Genomic DNA, 22966 nt, shown 5'->3' with positions numbered 1-22966 from the left:
ACATCGGCGTCACCGGAACCGCGATCCAGATTGGAAAACTTTCAGCCGACAGATATTGGCCGCAGCCGAAGGATCCCGCCATGGCCACGACCCTCGCCCCACCCGCCCACCAGTCCGACGACGCCGACCTGGAGACATTCGGCTATCAGCCGGTCCTGCACCGTAAACTCGGACGCTATGCCTCCTTCGCGGCGGGCTTCTCCTTCGTCTCGATCCTGACGACGATCTTCCAGTTCTTCGGCTTCGGCTACAGCTTCGGCGGCGCGGCCTTCTTCTGGACCTGGCCGATCGTGTTCGCCGGACAGTTCCTGGTGGCGCTGAACTTCGCCGAACTGGCCGCGCGCTACCCCATTTCCGGCTGTATCTACCAGTGGTCGCGTCGACTGGCCGGTGAGGTGGTCGGCTGGTTCGCGGGCTGGCAGATGATCGTCGCGCAGATCGTCACCGCCGCCGCGGCCGCGATCGCGCTGCAGGTGGTACTGCCCTCGATCTGGTCCGGATTCCAGCTGGTCGGCGGCGACACCGCGCTCGCGACCACATCCGGCGCGACCAATGCGGTGATCCTCGGCAGCATCCTGCTGGTGGTGACCACCCTGATCAATGTGGTCGGCATCGACTGGATGTCGCGGATCAACTCCATCGGCGTCACCGTCGAGATCGTCGGCGTGATCGCGGTGATCGCACTGTTCTTCACACATGCCGATCGCGGACCGGCCGTGGTGATGCACACCTCGGGCGCCGCGGCCGGGCCGTACTGGGCCGCATTCCTGGTGTCGGGCCTGATGGCCGCGTACGTGATGGTCGGATTCGATTCCGCCGGTGAGCTTTCCGAGGAGACCAGGAATCCGCGCCGGGTCGCGCCCCGCACCATCCTGACCGCACTGGCCGCCTCCGGAATCGGCGGCGGGCTCATGCTGCTCGCCGCCCTGACGGCCGCGCCGAGCCTGGACGACGGACACCTCGCCACCGAGGGGCTCGCGTACGTGATCGATGCCAAGCTGGCCACCCCGGTCGGCAAGGTGGTGCTCTGCTGCGTCGCGATCGCGATCACGGTGTGCACGCTGGCGATCCAGACCGCCGGATCCCGGCTGATGTTCTCGATGGCCCGCGACGGCCGGCTGCCGTTCGCGAAGCAGCTCGGCCGCGTCCATCCGCGGTTCGGCACCCCGGTGCTGCCGTCGGTGGTGATCGGCGTGCTGTCGATCGCACTGCTGCTGCTGAACCTCGGCAACGCCGCGGTCTTCACCGTGCTCGGCAGCGTCACCATCGTGATGCTGTATCTGGCTTACCTTTTCGTGACGGTGCCGCTGCTGATCCGCCGGGTGAAGGGCTGGCCCGCCGACGTCGCCACGGACGAGTCCGACGGAAAGCTGTTCGGCCTGGGCCGGTTCGGCATCCCGATCAACGCGCTGGCGGTGCTCTGGGGCATCGCGATGGCGGTGAACCTCGCGTGGCCGCGCGCCGCGGTCTACGACCCGAGCGGCGGTAGCTGGTGGATGCTCTGGGCCGCACCGCTGTTCGTCGCCCTGACCCTGCTCGTCGGCGCCGTCGTGCACCGCGTCCTCGGCAGCCGGGGCTCGGCGATCGAGACACCCTCCCCCGCACCGCAACTCGCCTGACGTATCGCGCGCACCGCGGGTGGTGGCCACTGCCGGGGCCACCACCCGCTGCCGCGTTCCGGCCCCGTCGCATCCGTTCCTGTCACCCGACAGGAATATCCGCAACGCAGTCGTAACACGAATCGGGCCGATGGATACACGGCCGTCACCACCGGAGACGTCCGATCGGGAAAACTGTCAATCGACAGGAAATAACGTCCCGCCGCACGCACGAACGGAGCCACCGTGACAGCGACCGCAGACACCTCCGGCGCCCGCGCCCATGCCCGCGCACAGGCCGCCGCCGCGGCCGGCGCCGCCCCGGACCTGCCCGCCGATATCGACCCCGCCGCGATCACGTTCGCGCAGCGCATTCCGGCCGGCGGCTACGGCACCGTCGTGCTCGGCCGCGGCACCCGGGTCCGGCTCGGCGACCCCGGCGGCGCGGCGTGTGCCCACCTGTTGCTGCTGCGTGCCGAATCCCCGTGGGAGCGGCTGAATGTCGCCGATACCGTGAAGGTGCCGTGGCAGGCCTATCTGGGCGCCGGCCATCCGCTGCTGTCGGATCAGGGCCGGATCCTGGCCACCGTGATCGCCGACGGTTCGGCCCGGCACGACGCCCTGTGCGGACCGAGTCCGGCCGCGCGGCAAGCCCTTCGGCTGGCAGGCGCGAAACACGGCCTGGAACCGCGCGATATCGGCCCGACGGTGTCGTTCTTCCGCGGTATCCGGGTCGAGGCGGACGGCGGGCTGGTCAGCACCGGCGGCGCGGGTGCGGGCGCCATGGTGGACCTGCTCGTCCACCTGCCGGTGACCTTGCTGATCGCCAACGCCGAACATCCGCTGGACCCCACGCCCGCAACGGATCTCGACATCGTCGCCTGGCCCGCCCCGGACGAGCTGGCCCGGGTGCACAACAGCGACCCGGAATATCAACGGGCCGTGGAGAACACCGAACAGGCCTGGAACGCCGCCCGCACCCCGGAGGTATTCGCGTGACCACCACCGAAACCCGCACCGTCGTCAGCGACGAGATCGTCCCCGCCCGCGCCCCCTGGTCGGCCGTGATCCGGGCCGGGCAACGACTGGAGATCGTCGACCTGCACGGCAACCAGGCCGTCGACTGCCTGCTGTACTCGGCCGCCGACCACACCGACCGCTACAGCGCCCAGGCCACGATCGCCGCGCAGCGCAACATCTTCCTCACCACCGGCAGCGTGCTGCGCACCGACGCCGGGACCCCGCTGATGACCGTGGTCGCCGACGAGGTCGGCAATCACGACACCGTCGCGGGCGCCTGCTCACAGGAGTCGAACACGCTGCGCTACGGGCATCACACCCGCCACCAGCACGCCTGCGTGGAGAACTTCCTGACCGCCGCGCTGCAATGGGGCCTCGGTAAACGGGATCTGGTGTCGAACATCAACTGGTTCATGAACGTTCCGGTGGAGGCCGACGGCACCCTGGGCATCGTCGACGGATTGTCGGCCCCCGGCAAGAAGGTCACCCTGCGGGCCGAGATCGACACCCTGGTCCTGGTCTCCAACTGCCCGCAGATCAACAACCCCTGCAACGGTTTCGACCCGACACCGGTGCGCATGGTGGTCACACAGTAGATCGCCACCACTTCCACCACCGCAGACCCGGATCCGCGCCCAGGAGGCCCGCCACCATGACCGATCGCACCTCGTTCGGCGCCGCCGGACGGCTCCTGCACACCCGCCGACCGGCAACCGGCCCGGTCCGCCGGGCGACGCCCACCAGCGGCCGTTCACCACAGATCGCCGTGCCGGACAACGAGTTCGGGCCCGCGACCGAGTCCCGCCGCGCGTCGGCCGAGAGCGACGGGCCCGGCGATCGGCCGGACACCGCCGTCGCGGCGAGTACCGCATTCACGCTGCCGGAGGCGACCGCGGGCAGCCACGGGTCCGGACGGTGCGAGGTGTCGCGGCCGGGAATGCTGACCACGGTGCAGGACTGGCCCGGACGGGTCGGTCGCTGGCACGTCGGGGTACCGCCGTCGGGCCCGATGGACGATCTCTCGTTCCGGCTCGGCAACCGCGCGCTCGGAAACCCCGAGGGCACACCGGGTCTGGAATGCACGCTGGCCGGCCCGGCCCTGCGGTTCGAACGGGCGACGCGGGTATGTGTGACCGGGGCCCCGGTACCGGTCACCGTGAACGGGCGGCCGGTGCCGCAGTGGCGGACCGTCGAGGTACCCGCGGGCGGTGTGCTGGACGTGGGCGCCGTACGCGGGCCGGGTATGCGCTGCTACGTACTGTTCGCCGGTGGCCTGGCGGCACCCGAATATCTCGGCAGCGCGGCGACTTTCACGCTCGGCAAGTTCGGCGGCGGCACCGGCCGCGCGCTGGCGGCCGGTGACGAACTGACGGTGCGGGCCGCCCCCGCGGGCGGCACGGCCGGTGTGCCCGCCGACGAGCAGCCGGTGTTCACCCGGCGCTGGGAGCTCGCGGTCACCGAGGGACCGCACGGTGCGCCGGAGTTCTTCACCCGCAACGACTTCGACACCATCCTGGGCACCGACTACGAGGTGCACTTCAACTCCGATCGCACCGGGGTGCGGCTGGTCGGGCCGAAGCCGCAGTGGGCACGCACCGACGGCGGCGAGGCGGGTATGCATCCGTCGAACATCCACGACACCGCGTATACCGTCGGCGCGCTGGACTTCACCGGCGATACGCCGATCCTGCTGGGCCCGGACGGGCCGAGCCTCGGCGGATTCGTCTGCCCCGTGACCGTCGTGGCGGCCGAGCGCTGGAAGCTGGGTCAGCTCACGCCCGGCGACCGGGTGCGTTTCGTCCCGGTCCGCGCCGAGCGGGCCGCCTCGCTGCGGGCGCTGGGACCGGAACGCCGCGCGGGCTGGCCGGTCGTGCTGTCCGACGGCGGTGACGGCGACGACGGCGTACTGGCCCGCGCCGAGACCGGCGACGGCACCGCGGTGACCTACCGCCGGGCCGGCAACGACGGTGTTCTCGTCGAATACGGCGATATGACACTGGATCTGGAGTTACGGGCCCGGGTGCAGGCGTTGCACGAGCTGTTGCTGCGGCGGGCGGAGCCGGGCATCACCGAACTCACCCCGGGGATCCGGTCGCTGCAGGTGCGCATCGACCCGGATCGGCTGCCGACCGCGAAACTGCTGGGCCTGCTGGCCGAGACGCAGGCGGCGCTGCCGGGCACCGACGAACTGGTGGTGCCGAGCCGGACCGTGCACCTGCCGCTGTCCTGGGACGATCCGGCCACCCGGGAGGCGATCACCCGGTACATGCACGGCGTGCGCGCGGACGCGCCCTGGTGCCCCTGGAACATCGAATTCATCCGGCGCGCAAACGGTCTCGCCTCGGTGCAGGACGTGTACGACACCGTCTTCGACGCCGAATACCTGGTGCTGGGCCTCGGCGACGTATATCTGGGTGCGCCGGTGGCCACCCCCACCGATCCCCGGCACCGGCTGGTCACGACCAAGTACAACCCGGCCCGCACCTGGACCCCGGAGAACGCGGTCGGCATCGGCGGCGCCTACCTGTGCATCTACGGGATGGAGGGTCCCGGCGGCTATCAGTTCGTCGGCCGCACCACCCAGGTCTGGAACCATCGTTCCCCGGGTGCCGGCGAAGATCCCTGGCTGCTGCGATATTTCGATCGCATCCGCTGGTATCCGGTCTCGGCGGACGAATTGCTGGACCTGCGCGCCGATTTCGCCGCCGGCAAGTGCGATCTCCGCACCACCGACGGCGAGTTCCGGCTCGCCGACTACCGCCGGTTCCTCACCGAGAACGCCGACTCCATCGCGGATTTCCGCACCCGGCAGTCGGAAGCCTTCCGTACCGAACTGGATTCGTGGCGAGCCGCCGGGGAACTGGCGACCGATGAGGAGAGCAGATGAGCATGTGGATCCATCGGCGGCCCGAAGCCGAGGTCGGCGCCGAGTGCGCGGTCGCGACCGGACCGCTGGCCGGATTGCGGCTGGCGGTGAAGGACAACGTCGACGTCGCCGGAATCCCCACCACCGCGGGCTGTCCCGAATTCGCCTATACGCCGGAGCGGGACGCCGCCGCGGTGGCGGCGCTGCGGGCGGCCGGCGCCGTGGTGGCCGGTAAGACCAATCTGGACCAGTTCGCCACCGGCCTGGTCGGCACGCGCTCCCCGTACGGAGCGGTCCCCGATCTGCGACGGCCCGAATACGTCTCCGGCGGTTCGAGTTCCGGCTCGGCGGTCGCGGTGGCGTCCGGTGCGGCGGATATCGCGATCGGTACCGACACCGCCGGTTCGGGTCGGGTGCCCGCCGCCTTCCAGGGCATCGTCGGCATCAAACCGACGGTCGGCGTGGTGTCGACCGAGGGTGTCGTACCCGCCTGCCGGTCCTACGACTGCGTGACGATCTTCGCCCGCGATCTGCCCACCGCGAACCGGGCCATGGCGGCGATGGCCACCGGCGCCGCCGGCCGGCCCTGGCCTGCCGATACGCCACTGGCCGCCCCGCCGGAACCCGTTGTCGCCGTGTTCGATTCGCTCCCGGAACTGGACGAGCCGAACCGGTTCGCCTTCGAGGCGGTGGTGACGGCCCTGCGGGAGCAGGGCGCACGGATCGTGACGGTCGACCCGGAACCCTTCCTGGCCGCCGCGCGCCTGCTGTACGGCGGCGCGCTGGTCGCCGAAAGATACGCCGCCGTCGGCACATTCGTCGACGCGCAGCCCGAGGCGGTGGACCCCACGGTCAGGGCGATCATCCGGGGCGCCCGCGATCTGCCCGCGCACCGGCTGGTATCGGATCTGGCCGAACTGGAGCGACTGCGGGCGGCGGCGACGGCCGCGCTGGCCGGCGCCGATGTCCTGCTCGCCCCGACCGCCCCCGGCCAGCCGACGATCGCCGAGGTGGCCGCCGACCCGATCGGCGCGAATTCCCTGGTGGGCACGTACACCAACTTCTGCAATCTGTTCGATCTGTGCGCGGTCGCGGTGCCGGCCGGCACGGCGGGCGAGGCACAGTTCGGGGTCACCGTCTTCGCCCGCGCCTTCGCCGACGCGGTGGCGCTGGACGTCGCGGCCCGAATCCCGCACGGCGGCACCGAATTCGCCGACTCCGTCGCACCCGCATGGCCGCTGGACGTGGCCGCGACCCAGGAACTGGTCGTCTTCGGGGCACATCTGCGCGGCCAGCCGCTGGAACGTCAGCTCACCGAACTCGGCGCGCGCTGGGCCGGTCCGGTGCGGACCGCACCGCGCTACCGCCTCGGTGCGCTCGACACCGTCCCGCCCAAACCGGCGGTGACCCGGGTACCCGACGGTGAGGCCGGTGTGCCGGTGTCCGGCGAACGCTGGATCCTGTCCCCCGCGGCCCTCGGCCGATTCCTCGCCGCACTACCCGCCCCCATGCAACTCGGCGCGGTCGAACTCGCCGACGGTACCTGGCACACCGGATTCACCTGCGACGGAGCGGCCGCCGCGGCGGCCAAGGACATCAGCGAATACGGCGGCTGGAAGGCGGCACTGGCCGCCGGCGCGATCGGCTGACCGCCCGGCCGGGCATCAGTCCGACACCCGGGCCGCGTCCGGGAAGGTCGCGTCCCGCAGGATACGCAGCGCACAACTCATGGCGGCGCGCTGTTCCGCGCTCAGCACATCGACGAACCATTCGTCGAGCACGGCCAGATATTCCGGCAGGACCGCCGCGATCCGGGCCGCGCCCGCCGCGGTGAGTACCGCGTAGGCGCTGCGCCGATCCACCGGATCCGGTTCGCGGCGGGCGAGCCCGTTGCGTTCGAGCCGGTCGACGAGGCGGGTGGCGCCGCTGGTCGACATCCGGCCCTGCGCGGCGAGATCGGTCATCCGCAGCCGATAGCGCGGCGACCGGCTCAGCCGCATCAGCACGGTGAAGTCCGGCACCGACAGCCCGTGCGTGGTCCAGACCGGTTCGAGTTTGTTCCGGATTCCGTTCGTGGCCTCGAACAACAGGCCGATCTCGGTGAGCCGAGGGTCGTCGAACAGGTCCGCGGTGCCCATGTCCTCAACGCTCATACCCTCAGCCTAGCCGATCGTTGCGAGCGGGATAGTTGACACGGGGAATATCTCACTCCTATCTTTGCTGTGCGGATATTCCTCGCGTCAACTATCTGGAGGCTGTCATGACATCCACCTGGCTCGCCGGATTCCGGTCCGCGGTGATCAGCCCGTACGAAGCGATACAGCTGACCGTCCCGCGCGGATTCGACGATCGGACGGTGCGGCAGGTGCTGCACCTCGCCGGTGGCGGCACGCGCCTGCGCGTACACCTCAGCAATCGGTACGGCCGTACGCCGCTGGTGATCGGCGCGGCACGGATCGCGCTGCGCAAGTCCGGGGCCGAGATCGCCGGTGAGACCGGCGCCGCCCTGCGATTCGCCGGGGCCGAGCGCATCACTCTGGCGCCGGGGGCCGAAATCGTCAGCGACGCGGTCGATCTCGCCACCACCGCGGGCGACGACCTGGCCCTGAGCCTGTACCTGCCCGAGGCCACCGGCCTCGCGACCTCCAGCCACAAGCCGATGGAATTCGGTTACGTCGCCGCGGGCGACCTGACCGCGGACGCGGATCTGCCGGGCGCCGAGGTGATCGAATCACGGTTCTACGTCACGGGTGTCGACGTGCTGGCCGAGGCGGGCACACCGGTGGTCGTGGCCTTCGGCGACTCGTGGTTCGAGGGTTCCGGCACCACCACCGGCACGAACCGGCGCTCGGTGGACGCGCTCGGCGAGCGGCTCACCCGGGGCTGGATCGTCAACCAGGGCATCGCCGGCAACCGCCTGCTGACCGACGAGGTCGGCGAGCGCGGGCTGGGCCGGTTCGATCGCGACGTGCTCGCGACACCCGGCGTCACCGATGTGGTGGTGAATTTCGGTATCAACGATCTCGCCCTGAACGGCGCCGCGCCGGCCGCCGCGCTGATCGCCGGATACCGGGAGCTGGCCCGCCGCGCCCACGAGGCAGGACTTCGGGTGTACGCCAACACGATCGGGCCGTTCGCCGGGGTGATCTATCCGGGCATCGAGGTCGAGGCCGCGCTGCCGATCCGGCGCGAGGTCAACGAATGGCTCTCGGGCACCGATGTTTTCGACGCCGTCTTCGATATCGCCACGGCGGTGGCCGATCCGGCGCGGCCCGACTTCATCCGGGCCGATCTCGACTACGGCGACGGTCTGCACCTCAACGACGAGGGGGCCCGGGTGATGGCGGAGGCGATGCGGATTCCGTTGGCGCGTTGAGGTTCTCAGCGCACGTCGGCCGCCCGGTCATCGATCCAGCCGGCCACGTCGACGGCGAACGACCGGCAGATCCAGGCGCTGAGGTCCGGGTCGTCGACCCGGGTCAGCAGTTCCTGCGCGACGGACAGGCCGTGCGCGGTACCCGCCGCGAGGCCGCGGCCCCGCAGTCCGGCATGCTGCAACGCCCGGTCCAGCCGTGGCACCTGGCTCGGATACAACGCGGTGAGCGTGGTGTGCGCGGCGACCGCGACGGCCGCGTCCGGCGACGCGCCGACCGGGGCGGCGGGCACCCCGGTCAGATAGGTGGCATGGCCGGCCGCCACGGCGCTCGTATGCGCGTCGTGCATCGCCACCCGGGCGATCGCCAGCGCCCGGGACGTGCCCACGGGCGTACCCGTGCCACCCTCGATATGGTTGCCCGCCAGGCGTTCCGACTCCAGCGCCACGGCGTCCCAATACAGAATCTGGTCCATCTCTTCCTACCCGGGGGCCCGATCACGGTGCCCCGTCGACCTGCTGTGACGCCTTCGAGCATCCCTGCGATCGCGGCGCGCGTCGGCAGTACCGCGCTACCCGTTCCCACCGGTGACACATACCACCGGAATCGAGTAGTAACACAAGGCATCCGCGAGCGATAGCGTACTGCTATCGAGATCGCGGCACAGCGACGGGCATCGCCGGAAAGACCGCGGGCCGGTACGGATCACGATGATCCGCACCGGCCCGCGCCGTTCGTGCCGCCTACTCGGCGACGATCACCCGCACATCCGCACCCGCGGCGGTGGTCGGTTCACCGGCGCCGACGAACCAGTGGGTGACCTCACCCTCGGCCAGATCGTCGGCGACCTCACCGTCGGGCAGCACCGACAGCGCGCCCGCGGTGGCGACCGCCAGGAATTCGGCCACCGCGGCCGGGCCCGCGGATTCCGTGGTGTACGTGGTCGATTCGTAGTCGATGCCGTACTCCGCGCGCAATGCGTCGGCGCGATCCAGGGCCTGCTCCTGATTCAGGGTGAGCCAGGAGCCGGTGGCGTCGCGCACCACGAAGGCCGGATGTTCCTCGTCCAGCGGGCGTACCCGGTCGGCGTAGGACACCGGATGTGCCGGGGTCGCAGCCAGTTCCGCCTGCATCCTCGGATCGCTCGGCACCAGCCAGCGCGCCGAGCTCGCGGCCGGTTCCTGGGTGATGCCGAATCCGGCTCCCGCGGCGATGATCTCGCCGAAGGTCAGCCCGTTCGCGAACAGGGCCGCCGCACCGGCCTTCTGCACCGCCCACAACGCGACCGTCGCGTCGAGCGAGCGCGGCAGCGCGATCGCGACGATATCGCCGGGACCGGCCCCGCGGCCGATCAATACCCGGGCCAGCTGCGACGACCGGGAATCGACCGTGCTGTAAGCGATTTCGGCCCCACCGCCCTCGCCGGGCGCCAGCAGCGCCGGCGCCTGCGGATCCTCCTCGACGACCGCCGCCAGCGCCTTCGCCACCGTGCGCGCACCCACCCGCACCGGCTCCGGCGCGGTGTCGGCGCCGGTGACCCCGGAATCGGCCAGGATCCGGGCCCGTTCGGCGTGATCGAGGATGTCGATGTCGCCGACCGGGGTCGCCGGATCGGCGAGCAGCGCCTCCAGGACCCGGATCATCCGGGCCGCCAGCGTGCGCACCTCCTCGGCGGTGAACCGGCTGGTCAGGTACTTCCAGGTCAGTTCGATACCGCTGTCGGCGGTGACCAGCAGCGTCAGCGGGTAGTGGGTGCCGTCGTTGACGCCCACCCCGGTCACCGACATGCCGTCGATGGCGCTGGCCGCGGCGATCGCGTCCTTGTCCATCGGATACGACTCGAACACCAGCAGAGTGTCGAATTGCGCTCCGGCACCGGCGATCCGCTGGATCTCGGTGAGGCCGACATGGTGGTGGTCCAGCAGGTCGGCCTGCTCGTGCTGCAGGCGTTGCAGCAGATCGGCGACCGACAGCCGGTCGTCCACCCGCACCCGCACCGGCAGCGTGTTGATGAACAGGCCCACCATGGATTCCACGCCGGGCAGTTCGGCCGGACGACCGGAGACGGTGGCGCCGAACACCACGTTGTCGCGGCCGGTGAGGCGGCTGAGCAGCACACCCCAGGCGGCCTGCACCAAGGTGTTCACCGTGACACCGAGTTCGGCGGCGTGCTTGGCGAGCCGGCGGGTGCGGTCCGCGTCGAGTTCGACGGACACCTTGCCGGTCTCGTAGTGCTCGGCCGTACGGGCGGTCGGCGCCAGCGTGGTCGGCTCGTCCAGTCCGGCGAGCGCATTCGACCACGCCCGCAACGATTCCTGCCGATCCCGGCCGGCGAGCCAGCTCAGGAAGTTCCGGTAGGAGGCCACTCGCGGCAGCGCGGACCGGTCCCCGTGGACCGCGTACAGCACCAGCATGTCCCGCATCAGCAGCGGCATGGACCAGCCGTCGAGCAGGATGTGGTGGGTGGTGATGGCCAGATGCCACTGCTCGGATCCGCTGCGGTACAGGGTGAATCGCAGCTGCGGGGCGACGGCGAGGTCGAAGTGCCGCTCCCGGTCGGCCGCGACCTGCTGTTGCAGCGCCGGAAGCCGTTGCGCCTCGGGCAGATTCGTGAGATCCACCTCGTACCAGGGCGCCTCCAGCCGATCCAGCACCACCTGTGCGGGCCGCCCGTCGGAGTCGGTGACGAAGGCGGTGCGCAGGTTCGGGTAGCGGTCCAGCAGGCTCTGCGCCGCCACCCGCAGCCGGGCCACGTCCAGGTTGCCGCCGAGATCGACGACGGCCTGCATGGTGTAGACGTCGACGGTCGACTGCGTCAGCTGGGCATGGAACAGCAGGCCGGACTGCAGCGGCGACAGCGGCCAGACATCGGTCAGGGTCGGGTAGGTCCGCTCCCACTCGTCGATATCCGACTGCGTGACCTGCAGCAGTGGCAGATCCGAGGGGGTGCGGCCACCCGCGTCGGGCCGCTGCGCGTGCCGTGCCAGCGCGGTCAGCGCGGCGACCCAGATATCGGCGAACTCCTGCACGCGATCCCGGGTCAGCAGGCCGGTCGGGAAGGCGAACGAGGCGCCGAGTTCCGGGCCGTCCGGGCCGTCGGTGACGATCGCGTTGATGTCGAGCGTCGCGTTGGCGGGCATGTCCGGATCCATCTCGGCATCCAGCTGTCCCAGATCGGCGACCGGCGCCCAGCCCAGTTCGGCGAGCTGCGTGGACATCTCGTCCGCGTCCGCCGCCGCGCCCGCGCCGGTGGAGACCCGGCCCAGGTAGTTGAAGCTGATCTGACCGGCCCCGCCGACCCGATCCGCCGTCTCCGGGTTGAGGTGGCGCAGCATGCCGTAGCCGAGACCCTTGTCGGGTACGGCGAGCAACTGCTCCTTCACCGATTTCACGATGTCGCCGAGGGCCTTTCCGCCCGCGAACGCGTCGCGGAGATCGGCGCCGGCCAGGTCCAGGCGTACCGGATAGGCGCTGGTGAACCAGCCGACCGTCCGGGACAGGTCCGCCCCGGGGACGACCTCCTCCTCGCGGCCGTGGCCCTCGAGTTTGACCAGCGTTGCGCCACCGGCGGATTCGCCGCGCCAGCGGCTGACCGCCAGCGCCAGCGCCGACAGCAGGCCGTCGTTGACGCCACCCCGGTACAGGCCCGGGATCGCGGTCAGCACCGCCTCGGTCACCGCCGCGGGCAGGGTCACCCGCACCCGGTCGAGGGTGGCGAACGTGTCGACGGCCGGATCGAAGGCCCGGCTGCCCAGCAGCGGATCCGGGGTCTGCGAAACCTGTTGCCAGAACGGCAGTTCCGCGACCCGCTGCGGTTCGGCCGCGGCGTCGACCAGGGCGTGGGCCCAGCGGCGCAGCGAGGTTCCGGTCGGTTGCAGGCTCACCGGCTGACCGGCGGACAGCTGCGACCAGGCGATGGCGAAGTCCGGGATCAGGATGCGCCAGGACACGCCGTCGATCGCGAAGTGATGCCCGACGACCAGGAGCACATCCCGGCGCGTACCGGTGAAGGCGAACCAGACGAATTGCAGCATCACCGCATTCGAGGGATCCAGCCGGCCGAGCGCGGCGTCGTATTCGGCACTGGCGCGCCGCGACAGGTCGGTCTCGTCGATATCGCCGGGCAGTTCCACCCGGTGCACGAGCGCGTCGACGTCGACCGCACCCGGCGCCAGTGTCTCGAACACCCAGCCGTCGGAGGTGTTGCCGCGCAACCGCGCTCGCAGCGCGTCGTGATGGTCGATCACCGCCGCGAGGGTGCCGACCAGCGTCGGCCGGTCGATGCCCTCGGGTACCCGCAGCGCCATCGTCTGCGAGAACCGCTGGAACGCCGACCCGTCGGCGAGGATCGACGCCAGGATCGGCGTCGACGGGATGTCGCCGACCCCGCCACCCGGCAGTTCCGCCAGCGTCCGCTGCGCCGATTCGCCACCGCGCGTGGCGATTTCGGCCAGCGCGGCAATGCTGCGGCGTTCGAAGACGTCGCGGGGGGTGAAGACGATGCCGCGGGCCTTCGCGCGGGAGACCAGTTGGATGGACAGGATGGAGTCGCCGCCGAGGGCGAAGAACGAATCGTCCAGGCCGATCTGGTCGGTGCCGAGGACCTCGGTGAACACCTGGGCGAGGATCGTCTCGATCTCGGTGGCCGGGGCGCGGTAGTCGCGGGCGGCGACGACCGGTTCGGGCAGGGCACGGCGGTCGAGTTTGCCGACCGGGGTGAGCGGGATCTCGTCGAGGACGGTGATCGCGGCGGGCACCATGTGCGGGGGCAGGATCGCCGCGACGTGGTCGCTGACCTCGGTCACGTCGATGGTGTGGCCGGGGACCGGTTTCACGTAGGAGGCGAGGATCGTCGCGCCGGCGGCGGTGTCGCGGCCCATGGTGAAGGCGAAGTCGACGTCGGGGTGGCGGGACAGGACGGCGTCGATCTCGCCGAGTTCGATACGGAACCCGCGGATCTTCACCTGGAAATCGCTGCGCCCCACATAATCCAGCTCCCACGACCGCGCGACCGCGTCGGTGGTCGTGGCCGTGGTGTGGTGGTCCGGCTTCGGATACCACCGCACCACGTCACCGGTGCGGTACATCCGCGAGCCGTCGAGGCTGTACGGGTTGGCCACGAACCGTTCCGCGGTCAGCCCGAACCGCTGATGGTAGCCACGCGCCACCGCACCACCGGCCAGATACAGCTCACCGGCCACACCCGGCGGCACCGGGTTCAACCGGTTGTCCAGCACCAGCGCCGACATGCCGTGCACCGGCGTACCGACGGTGATGTGATCACCCGGATACAGGCGGGCATACGTGGAGATGATCGTGGTCTCCGTCGGCCCGTACGCGTTGAAGTACTTACGGCCCGGCTGCCACTTCGCCAGCAACTCCGGTGTGGTGACATCGCCACCGACCGAGGTGACCAGCAACTGTGCCTGGTCGTCGGGGTCCATCGTGCCGAGCACGGCCGGGGTGATGATCGTGTGGGTGACCTGCTCGGCGCGCAGCAGGTCCGCGAGATCACTGCCGCCGATGATGTCCGGGGGTGTGATGACCAGGGTGGCGCCGATGTAGAAGGCGCACACCCATTCCAGTACCGACGGGTCGAAGCTCGGCGAGCAGATGTGCAGGAACCGGTGATGCGGTTCCAGCCCGTACAACCCGGTCGCGACATCGGCGAGACCACCGAGACCGGCGTGGGTGACGGTGACACCCTTGGGTTTACCCGTCGACCCCGACGTGTAGATCACATACGCCGGATGGGTCATCCGCAACGGCGACAACCGATCCGCGTCCGTCACCGGCGCCGAAGACATTGCCGCACAGGCGATGTCGGTGGCCGGGTCGTCGAGCACCAGCCAATCCACATCGGTGGGCAACCGATCCACATACGTGGTGGCGGTGATACCGAGGACCGCGGCGGAGTCGGTGAGCATGTGCCGCACCCGATCCTCGGGATAGGTCGGGTCGACCGGGATGTGTGCGCCACCGGCTTTGGTGATCGCCAGGACCGCGAGCACCATCTCGAACGAGCGCGGCAGCGACACCGCGACCAGCTTCTCCGGTCCGACACCACGTCCGATCAGCACGCGAGCCAGCCGCGACGACAGGTCGTCGAGCTCACCGTAGGTCACCGAACGACCCTGATACCGCACCGCAAGCCGATCACGACCCAGCTTGAGGCCCTCGGTCATCAGGTCCGGCAGCAGGCCGGTGGCCATGACGTCGTCGCCGTGCACCTCGGTGAGCAGCCGGTACTCGTCGTCCGACAGCAGCGGCAGGTCACCGACCGCCGACTCGGGCGCCGCGACGATACCTTCCAGCAGCCGGGTGAATCGCTGCGCGAACACCTCGACCGTGGCGTCGTCGAAAAGATCACGGGCGAACGAGAATTCGGCGTACATACCGTTCTCGGCGTCCGCGGATTCCCGGATCGTCAGCGACAGATCGAATTTGGCGGTGTCGACCTCGAAATCGACCGCGCTGACCCGCAATCCGGGCAGTTCGAAGGTGCTCTCCGGCAGGTTCTCGAAGGACAGTGCGACCTGGAACAGGGGTGTGCGTGCGGTGGATCGTTCGGGGTTGACCAGTTCCACCAGGCGTTCGAACGGGATATCCGCATGCGCGAACGCCTGCAGATCACCGTCCTTCGTCGCCGCCACCAACTGCTCGAACGACTCCCCACCGGTCACCCGGCTCCGCAACACCAGCGTGTTCACGAACATCCCGATCACCGAATCCAACTCGGCCTCACCACGACCGGCCACCGGCGTCCCCACCACAATGTCCCCGGTCCCCGACAACCGCGCCAACAGGACCGCCAACGCCGCATGCACCACCATGAACAACGTCGCATTCTGCGACCGCGCCACCCCTACCAAACCCCGATGCGTCTGCGTCGAGATCGGGAACACCACCCGGCCACCGGCAAACGACGCCACCGCCGGCCGACCCCGATCCGCCGGCAGATTCAACTCATCCGGCACCCCCGCCAGCGCCGACCGCCAGAACCGCGCCTGACCCGACAACAAACTCGCCGGATCATCCTCCGAACCCAGCAACTCCCGCTGCCACACACTGTAATCCGCATACTGCACCGCCAACGGCGCCCACCCCGGCACCCCACCCGCCGACCGCGCCGCATACGCCACCATCACATCCCGCGTCAACGGACCCATCGACCAGCCATCCGCGGCAATATGATGCGCCACGAACACCAACACGAACTCACCCGCCGTGTCGGTCACCTCGAACAACCGGATCCGGAACGGCACCTCCACCGTCACATCGAAACCCGCCGACACCACCCCGGCCACCGCACCCGGCACATCCGCCGCGGTCACCGGGACCGGGACGACACTCACCGGCATCGCCGACACCGGCAACACCCGCTGCACCGGACCACCGGCACCACCGGGATACATCGTCCGCAGGATCTCGTGCCGCCCTACGACATCCGACACCGCAGCACCCAGCGCCGCCACATCCAGCGACCCCGACAACCGGATCGCCACCGGAATATTGTTCACCGCCGACGCCGTATCGAACTGGTTCAAGAACCACATCCGAGACTGCGCCAACGACAACGGCACCCGATCCGGACGCACACCACCCACCAACGGCGGACGGCCGCCGGCGCCGGCGTGTTCCTCGACCTTGGCGGCCAGTCCGGCCACCGTCGACGCCTCGAACACCGTGCGCACGGGGACCCGGGTGTCCAGTGCCGCACCGATCCGGGCGGCGACCTGCGTGGCGAGCAGCGAGTTGCCGCCGAGCGCGAAGAAGTCGTCGTCGGCGCCGACGCGCTCGACCCCGAGCACCTCGGCGAATACCGACGCCACCACTTCCTCGATCGGGGTGGCGGCCGCGCGGAACGCGGTGACCTCGAACTCGGGCGCCGGCAACGCCTTCCGATCCAGCTTGCCGTTGGCATTCAGCGGCAACGCCTCGAGCACCACGAACGCCGCGGGCACCATGTACGACGGCAGTGTCGACGCGAGCGCCGACTTCACCACCGCGACATCGACTTCCGCGTCACCGGGCACCAGGTAGGCCACCAGGCGATCACCGGTGCGCGCATCCGATACCGCCAGCACGGCCACCTGCGCGACCTCCGGCAGCGCCAGCAGCGCGGCCTCGATCTCGCCGAGCTCGATCCGGAAACCACGGATCTTCACCTGGAAGTCCGTCCGGCCCCGATACTCCAACTCACCGCCGGCATTCCACGCCACCAGATCACCGGTGCGATACATCCGCGCACCCGGGGTGAACGGGTCGGCGACGAACCGATCCGCGCTCAGGTCGGGCCGGCCGAAGTAGCCGCGCGCCAATTGCGCACCGGCCAGGTACAACTCACCGGAGACGCCGTCGGGCACCGGATGCAGCCGGGCATCGAGGACATACGCCTGCGAATTCCATTCCGGCGCACCGATGGACACCGATACCGCATCGAAGTCGGTCACCCGATGACTGGTGATCGACACCGCTGCCTCGGTGGGGCCGTAAAGGTTGAACAACTCCGCGGAATTACCCCGCCGGAACCGCTGCGCCGTCGCCGCCGGCAACGCCTCACCGATCGCCAACACCCGACGCAACGACTCGCCCAGCGCGCCATTCGATTCCGTCAACAACGCATCCAGCATCGACGGAACCACATGCAACGTGGTCACCCGGGCCGACCGCATCAGCTCGTTGAGGTAGCCGGGATCCCGATGGCCGTCGGCCTCCGCGATCACCAACCGGCCACCGGACACCGCCGCCGACCAGAACTCCCAGACCGAGAGGTCGAAGGTCGCCGCGGTCTTGAGCAGTACCGCGTCGTCGGCGCCGAGGCCGAATTCGGCAGTCTTCCACAGCAACTGGTTGACGACCGCCGCGTGCGGCACCGCCACACCCTTCGGCCGGCCCGTCGAACCGGACGTGAAGATCACGTACGCGGTATTCGCCGGATGCAGCGACTCGGGGCGGTCCGCGTCGGTGATCGGATCGCCCGGCACGGCGGCCGTATCGATCCGGTCGATCTCGATGATCGCGCGATCCGGGGCCGCGGCGAACGCGGTCTCCGTATTCGTCAGCACGCACACCGGGTCGGCGGTCTCGAGGATGTAGGCCACCCGCTCGGCGGCCTGATCGGGATCCACCGGCACATACGCGCCGCCGGCGGCCGATACCGCGTACATCGCGACCACCAGATCCACCGACCGGCGGATCGCCAGCGCCACCCGCGACTCCGGGCCGACCCCGAACGAGATCAGGTGCCGCGCCAGGCGATTCACCCGATCACCGAGTTCGGCATAGGTGATCTCGGCGCCGTCCGGGCCGACCAGCGCCACCGCGCCGGGCCGCTGCGCCACGCTCGCGGCGAGCAGTGCGGCCAGCGTCGCCTGCTCGGCGTCATCCGGCAGCTCGTGCCCGGTCGCATTGCGGGCCAGCAGCGCCCGATCCCGCTCGGCGGTATCGAGCAGTTCGTAGTCGCCGACCGCGACGGCCGGCGCGGACACGATGGCGTCGAGCAGGCGGCCGAACCGATCCACGAAGCCCTGCACCGTATCCCGATCGAACAGATCGGTGGCGTAGGTGAAGAAGCCGCTGATGCCCTCCGGCCGCCCGGTGTCGCCGTAGCGATCGGTCGCGATCAGGTGCAGATCGAATTGCGAGATGTGCGTGTCGAAGTCGACGCCGGCCACCTGCAATCCGGGCAGTTCCAGCTCGGTGCGGGCCAGGTTCTGGAACGACAGGCCCACCTGGAACAGCGGATGCCGGGCCGTCGACCGGACCGGGTTCAGCACCTCCACGAGGCGCTCGAACGGCACGTCCGCATTGGCGAACGCCGCGATATCGGTCTCCCGCTGGCGCGCCAGCAGTCCGGTGAACGACTCACCGGCGTCCACCCGGGTCCGGAAGACCAGGGTGTTGACGAACATGCCGATCAGATCGTCGAGGGCGGCCTCACCGCGACCGGCCATCGGGGTGCCGATCGCGATGTCGTCGGTGCCGGACAACCGCGACAGCAGCACGGCCAGCGCGGTGTGCATCACCATGAACAGCGTGGCGCCCTCGCCGCGCGCCAATTCGACCAGCGCCCGGTGGGTTTCGACGTTCACCTGCAGTTCGACGCGGCCACCGGTGAACGACTGCACCGGCGGGCGCGGCCGATCCGAGGGCAGATCCAGCTGATCCGGCAGACCGGCCAGCGCCTGCCGCCAGTAGGTGACCTGTTTGGCGGCCACCGAACCCGGATCCTGTTCGTCGCCGAGCAGTTCGCGCTGCCAGATGCTGTAGTCCGCGTACTGGATCGGCAGCGGCGGCCACGCGGGTGCGGAGCCGGTCGCGCGGGCCGCGTACGCGGCCACCAGATCCCGGGTCAGCGGGCCCATCGAGGAGCCGTCGCCGGAGATGTGGTGCACCACCATGGCGAGGACGAATTCGGCGGCGGTTCCGGCGATCCGGTAGAGCGCCACCCGCATCGGCACCTCGGCGGTGACGTCGAAGGCGGTATTGGTCAGGTCGACGATCGCCGCCTCGATACCCTCGACCGGCACCGTGCGGATCTCGACGGCGGGCACCGCGTCCGCGACCGGCAGGATCACCTGCACCGGGCCGCTGTCGGTCTGCGGGTACACCGTCCGCAGGATCTCGTGCCGCGCCACCACGTCCTGGACCGCCGCCTGCAGCGCCGGTACGTCCAGCGCGCCGGACAGCCGCACGGCGACCGGCACGTTGTAGGCCGCGGAGGTCGAATCGTGTTCCCCGGCGGCGAACCGGTTGAGGAACCACATCCGCTGCTGCGCCAGCGACAGCGGAATCCGTTCCGGCCGTGGGCCGGCCGTGAGGGCCTTCCGGCCACCGGCGCCCGCGTGCTGTTCGACGCGGGTCGCCAGCGCGGCCACGCTGGAGGCCTCGAACAGCAGGCGCACCGGCACCCGCGCGTTCAGCGCCTCACCGAGCCGGGCGGCGACCTGGGTCGCGAGCAGCGAATTGCCGCCCCAGGCGAAGAAGTCGTCGTCGAGGCCGATGGTGCCGGGCTGGATGCGCAGCACGTCGGCGAAGCTGTCGGCGACGATCTGCTCGATCGGGGTGGCCGGCGCCCGGAACACCGCCTTCTCGAAGGTGGGCTCCGGCAACGCCTTCCGGTCGAGTTTGCCGTTCGCGTTCAGCGGCAGCCCGTCGAGTTCCAGGAAGGCGGCGGGCACCATGTACGACGGCAGTTCCGCCGCCAGGGCGGTCTGCATGACGGTGGTCTCGAGCCGTTCCGGATCACCCACGACGTAGGCGACGAGGCGGTCGCCGAGGTGCGGATCGGTGTGCGCCACCACCGCGGTCGCGGTGACGTGCGGCTGCCGCAGCAGCGCGGCCTCGATCTCGCCGAGCTCGATCCGGAAACCACGGATCTTCACCTGGAAGTCCGTCCGGCCCCGATACTCCAACTCACCGCCGGCATTCCACGCCACCAGATCACCGGTGCGATACATCCGCGCACCGGTCGCGCCGAACGGGTTGGCCACGAACCGATCCGCGGTCAGATCCGCGCGGCCGAAGTAGCCGCGGGCCAACTGCGCACCGGCGAGATACAACTCGCCGGAGACACCGACCGGTACCGGGCGCAGTCGCGCGTCGAGGACGTAGACCTGCGAATTCCATTCCGGCGCACCGATGGACACCGACACCACATCCGCATCGGTCACCCGATGACTGGTGATCGACACCGCCGCCTCGGTCGGACCGTACAGATTGAACAACTCCGCGGAATTACCCCGCCGGAACCGCTGCGCCGTCGCCGCCGGCAACGCCTCACCGATCGCCAACACCCGACGCAACGAAACACCCAGCGCGCCATTCGATTCCGTCAACAACGCATCCAGCATCGACGGAACCACATGCAACGTCGTGACTTCCGCGGATCGCAGCAGCCGGTTCAGATATGCCGGATCCCGATGGCCGTCCGCGGCGGCGACGACCACCCGGCCGCCGGACGCCGCGGCGGTCCAGAACTCCCACACCGACAGGTCGAAGCTCGCCGCGGTCTTCAGCAGCACCGCGTCCGCGACGCCGAGACCGAATTCCGCGGTCTTCCACAGCAACTGGTTGACGACCGCCGCGTGCGGCACCGCCACACCCTTCGGCCGGCCCGTCGAACCGGACGTGAAGATCACGTACGCGGTGTTGCCGGGGCCGAACGGATCGAACAGTTCGTCCGGCTCGATCGGCGCGTCGTCGTAGCGGGACAGGTTCAGCTCGTCGACCCGGATGGCGCGGTTCACCACGGCCTCGGCCGTCGACGTGCTGAGGACGCAGGCCGGGGCGGCGGTACGCAGGATGTACTCGACCCGGTCGGCGGGCTGGGACGGGTCGATCGGCACATACGCCGCACCCGTCTTCGTGACCGCGTACATGGCCACGATCAGGTCCACCGAGCGCGGCATCGCCAGCGCCACCCGGTCCTCGAGCCCGACGCCGAGGTCGAGCAGGTACCGGGCCAGCCGGTTCACCCGCGCGTCCAGCTCGGCATAGGTCAGGATCTCCTGCGGCGCACCGGAACCGGATTCGTCGGCGACCACCGCGACCGCGTCCGGATGCGCCGCGACCGTCGCGTCCAGCAATGCCGCCAGCGTCGCGTCGGCCGTCGGCAGCGGATGCCCGGTCGCATTCCAGGACCGCAGGATCCGGGTGTTCTCGTCCGCGTCGAGCAGTTCGATGTCACCGACCCGCACACCCGCGTCCGCGACCACCGCGTCCAGCACCCGGACGAACCGATCCGCGAAGCCCTGCACCGTCGCCTCGTCGAACAGGTCGACGGCGTAACCGAATTCGGTGACGATCTCGGCCGGTGCGCCGTTGTCGGCGTACCGGTCGTACAGCGTGACGTGCAGATCCGTCTTGGCCAGCTGGGAGTCGAAGTTCACCGCGCTCACCGCCAGGCCGGGCAGCTGGAACGCGGTCTCGGCGAGGTTCTGGAACGACAGGCCGACCTGGAACAGCGGATTGCGCGCGGTCGACCGCACCGGATTGAGCACCTCCACCAGGCGCTCGAACGGCACGTCCGCGTTGGCGAACGCCTCGAGGTCGCGCTCGCGCACCTCGGCCAGCAGATCGGCGAAGGTGGCGTTGCCGTCCACGGCGGTGCGGAACACCAGGGTGTTGACGAACATGCCGATCAGATCGTCGAGTTCGCGCTCACCACGACCGGCGATCGGGGTGCCGACGGCGATGTCGCCGGTCCCGGACAGCCGGGCCAGCAGCACGGCCAGCGCCGCGTGCACCACCATGAACAGCGACGCGTTGTTGGCGCGGGCCAGCGCGTGCAGGTCGGCGTGCCGCCGCGGATCGATCTCGAAGCGAATCGCCTTGCCCTGGAACGACTGTGCCGGGGGCCGCGGCCGGTCCGTCGGCAGCTCCAGCTGATCGGGCAGGCCGCCGAGGGCCGCCTTCCAGTAGGCGACCTGGTGGGCGGCAACCGATTCCGGATCGTCCTCGATACCCAGTACCGCGCGCTGCCACAGCGCGTAGTCCGCGTACTGCAACGGCAGCGGCTGCCACTGCGGCGCCTCGCCCTGTACGCGGGCCGCGTAGGCGGCCATCACGTCCCGGGCCAGCGGTCCCATCGAGGATCCGTCCGCGGACACGTGGTGGACAGTGAAGGCCAGCACGTGCTGGTCGGCGTCGTCCGCGGTGTCCAGCACCCGGAACAGCGCCACCGCGAGCGGTACCTCGACGGTGACATCGAAGGTGGTGAGCGCGAATCCGATGATCCGGTCCAGCAATTCGGCCTCGCCGACCTCGACCGGCGCCAGCGCGGGCGCGACCTCGGCGGCGGACAGGATCACCTGGTGCGGACCGTCCGCGGAGCGCGGATAGACCGTCCGCAACACCTCGTGCCGCGAGATCACGTCGCCGATGGCGCGTTCCAGCGCGGCCACGTCCAGTGCGCCGGACAGCCGCACCGCCAGCGGGATGTTGTCCACCGCGGAGGTGGTGGTGTCGAACTGGTTGAGGAACCAGTACCGCTGCTGGGCCGGTGACAGCGGAACCTGTTGCGGTCGTTCGCCTGCCACCAGCGGTGGCCGGTGCCGGCCGGTGCCGACGCCGGATTCCAGTCGCGCGGCCAGCGCCGCCACCGA

Annotated in this window: 9 protein-coding genes (1 of these 9 cut by a window edge); 6 read left to right on the top strand and 3 right to left on the bottom strand. The window is 70.1% G+C overall.

Annotation, left to right across the window (positions count from 1 at the left end; genetic code table 11):
- Positions 1 to 80 precede the first annotated feature (80 nt).
- The 5 genes from G361_RS0139775 (at position 81) to atzF (ending at position 7133) form a co-directional block, all read left to right on the top strand.
- Positions 81 to 1619 (top strand): amino acid permease, encoded by a 1539-nt coding sequence (locus G361_RS0139775; RefSeq protein WP_019932734.1) that lies wholly within the window; start codon positions 81 to 83, stop codon positions 1617 to 1619.
- A gap of 225 nt (positions 1620 to 1844) precedes the next feature.
- Entirely contained in the window at positions 1845 to 2597 is a 753-nt protein-coding gene (locus G361_RS0139770) for a DUF1989 domain-containing protein (protein WP_019932733.1), read from the top strand.
- Positions 2594 to 3214 carry an urea amidolyase associated protein UAAP2 gene (locus G361_RS0139765; RefSeq protein ID WP_019932732.1) on the top strand — a complete coding sequence of 207 codons (621 nt, stop codon included), beginning with the start codon at positions 2594 to 2596 and terminating at the stop codon, positions 3212 to 3214. Before G361_RS0139770 ends, G361_RS0139765 begins: the two co-directional genes overlap by 4 nt.
- A gap of 56 nt (positions 3215 to 3270) precedes the next feature.
- On the top strand, positions 3271 to 5505 hold the full coding sequence (locus G361_RS0139760) for a 5-oxoprolinase/urea amidolyase family protein (protein WP_019932731.1): 2235 nt from the start codon (positions 3271 to 3273) through the stop codon (positions 5503 to 5505).
- Complete coding sequence (gene atzF / locus G361_RS0139755; protein ID WP_019932730.1) at positions 5502 to 7133, top strand: allophanate hydrolase; 1632 nt, start codon at positions 5502 to 5504, stop codon at positions 7131 to 7133. The genes G361_RS0139760 and atzF overlap by 4 nt, the downstream gene beginning before the upstream one ends.
- 15 nt (positions 7134 to 7148) lie before the next feature.
- On the opposite strand, the gene G361_RS0139750 is transcribed toward atzF, so the two are convergent.
- Complete coding sequence (locus tag G361_RS0139750; RefSeq protein ID WP_231387246.1) at positions 7149 to 7637, bottom strand: MarR family winged helix-turn-helix transcriptional regulator; 489 nt, start codon at positions 7635 to 7637, stop codon at positions 7149 to 7151.
- 107 nt (positions 7638 to 7744) lie between these two features.
- Between G361_RS0139750 and G361_RS0139745 the strand changes: the two genes are divergently transcribed.
- Positions 7745 to 8860 (top strand): GDSL-type esterase/lipase family protein, encoded by a 1116-nt coding sequence (locus G361_RS0139745; RefSeq protein ID WP_019932728.1) that lies wholly within the window; start codon positions 7745 to 7747, stop codon positions 8858 to 8860.
- A gap of 5 nt (positions 8861 to 8865) precedes the next feature.
- Here the strand turns inward: G361_RS0139745 and G361_RS0139740 are convergent, their stop codons facing one another.
- Complete coding sequence (locus G361_RS0139740) at positions 8866 to 9333, bottom strand: hypothetical protein (RefSeq protein WP_019932727.1); 468 nt, start codon at positions 9331 to 9333, stop codon at positions 8866 to 8868.
- 268 nt (positions 9334 to 9601) lie between these two features.
- On the bottom strand, positions 9602 to 22966 hold the 3' end of the coding sequence (locus G361_RS0139735) for a non-ribosomal peptide synthase/polyketide synthase (RefSeq protein WP_019932726.1). It continues 30786 nt past the right edge of the window; 13365 of the gene's 44151 nt are visible here — the last part of the coding sequence; the start codon falls outside the window, past its right edge — the gene reads right to left on this strand; it ends in the stop codon at positions 9602 to 9604.

Source organism: Nocardia sp. BMG111209, assembly GCF_000381925.1.
Lineage (GTDB): Bacteria > Actinomycetota > Actinomycetes > Mycobacteriales > Mycobacteriaceae > Nocardia.
Note: the sequence above shows the minus strand (reverse complement) of the source record. Positions and strands in the feature narration are given on the sequence as shown.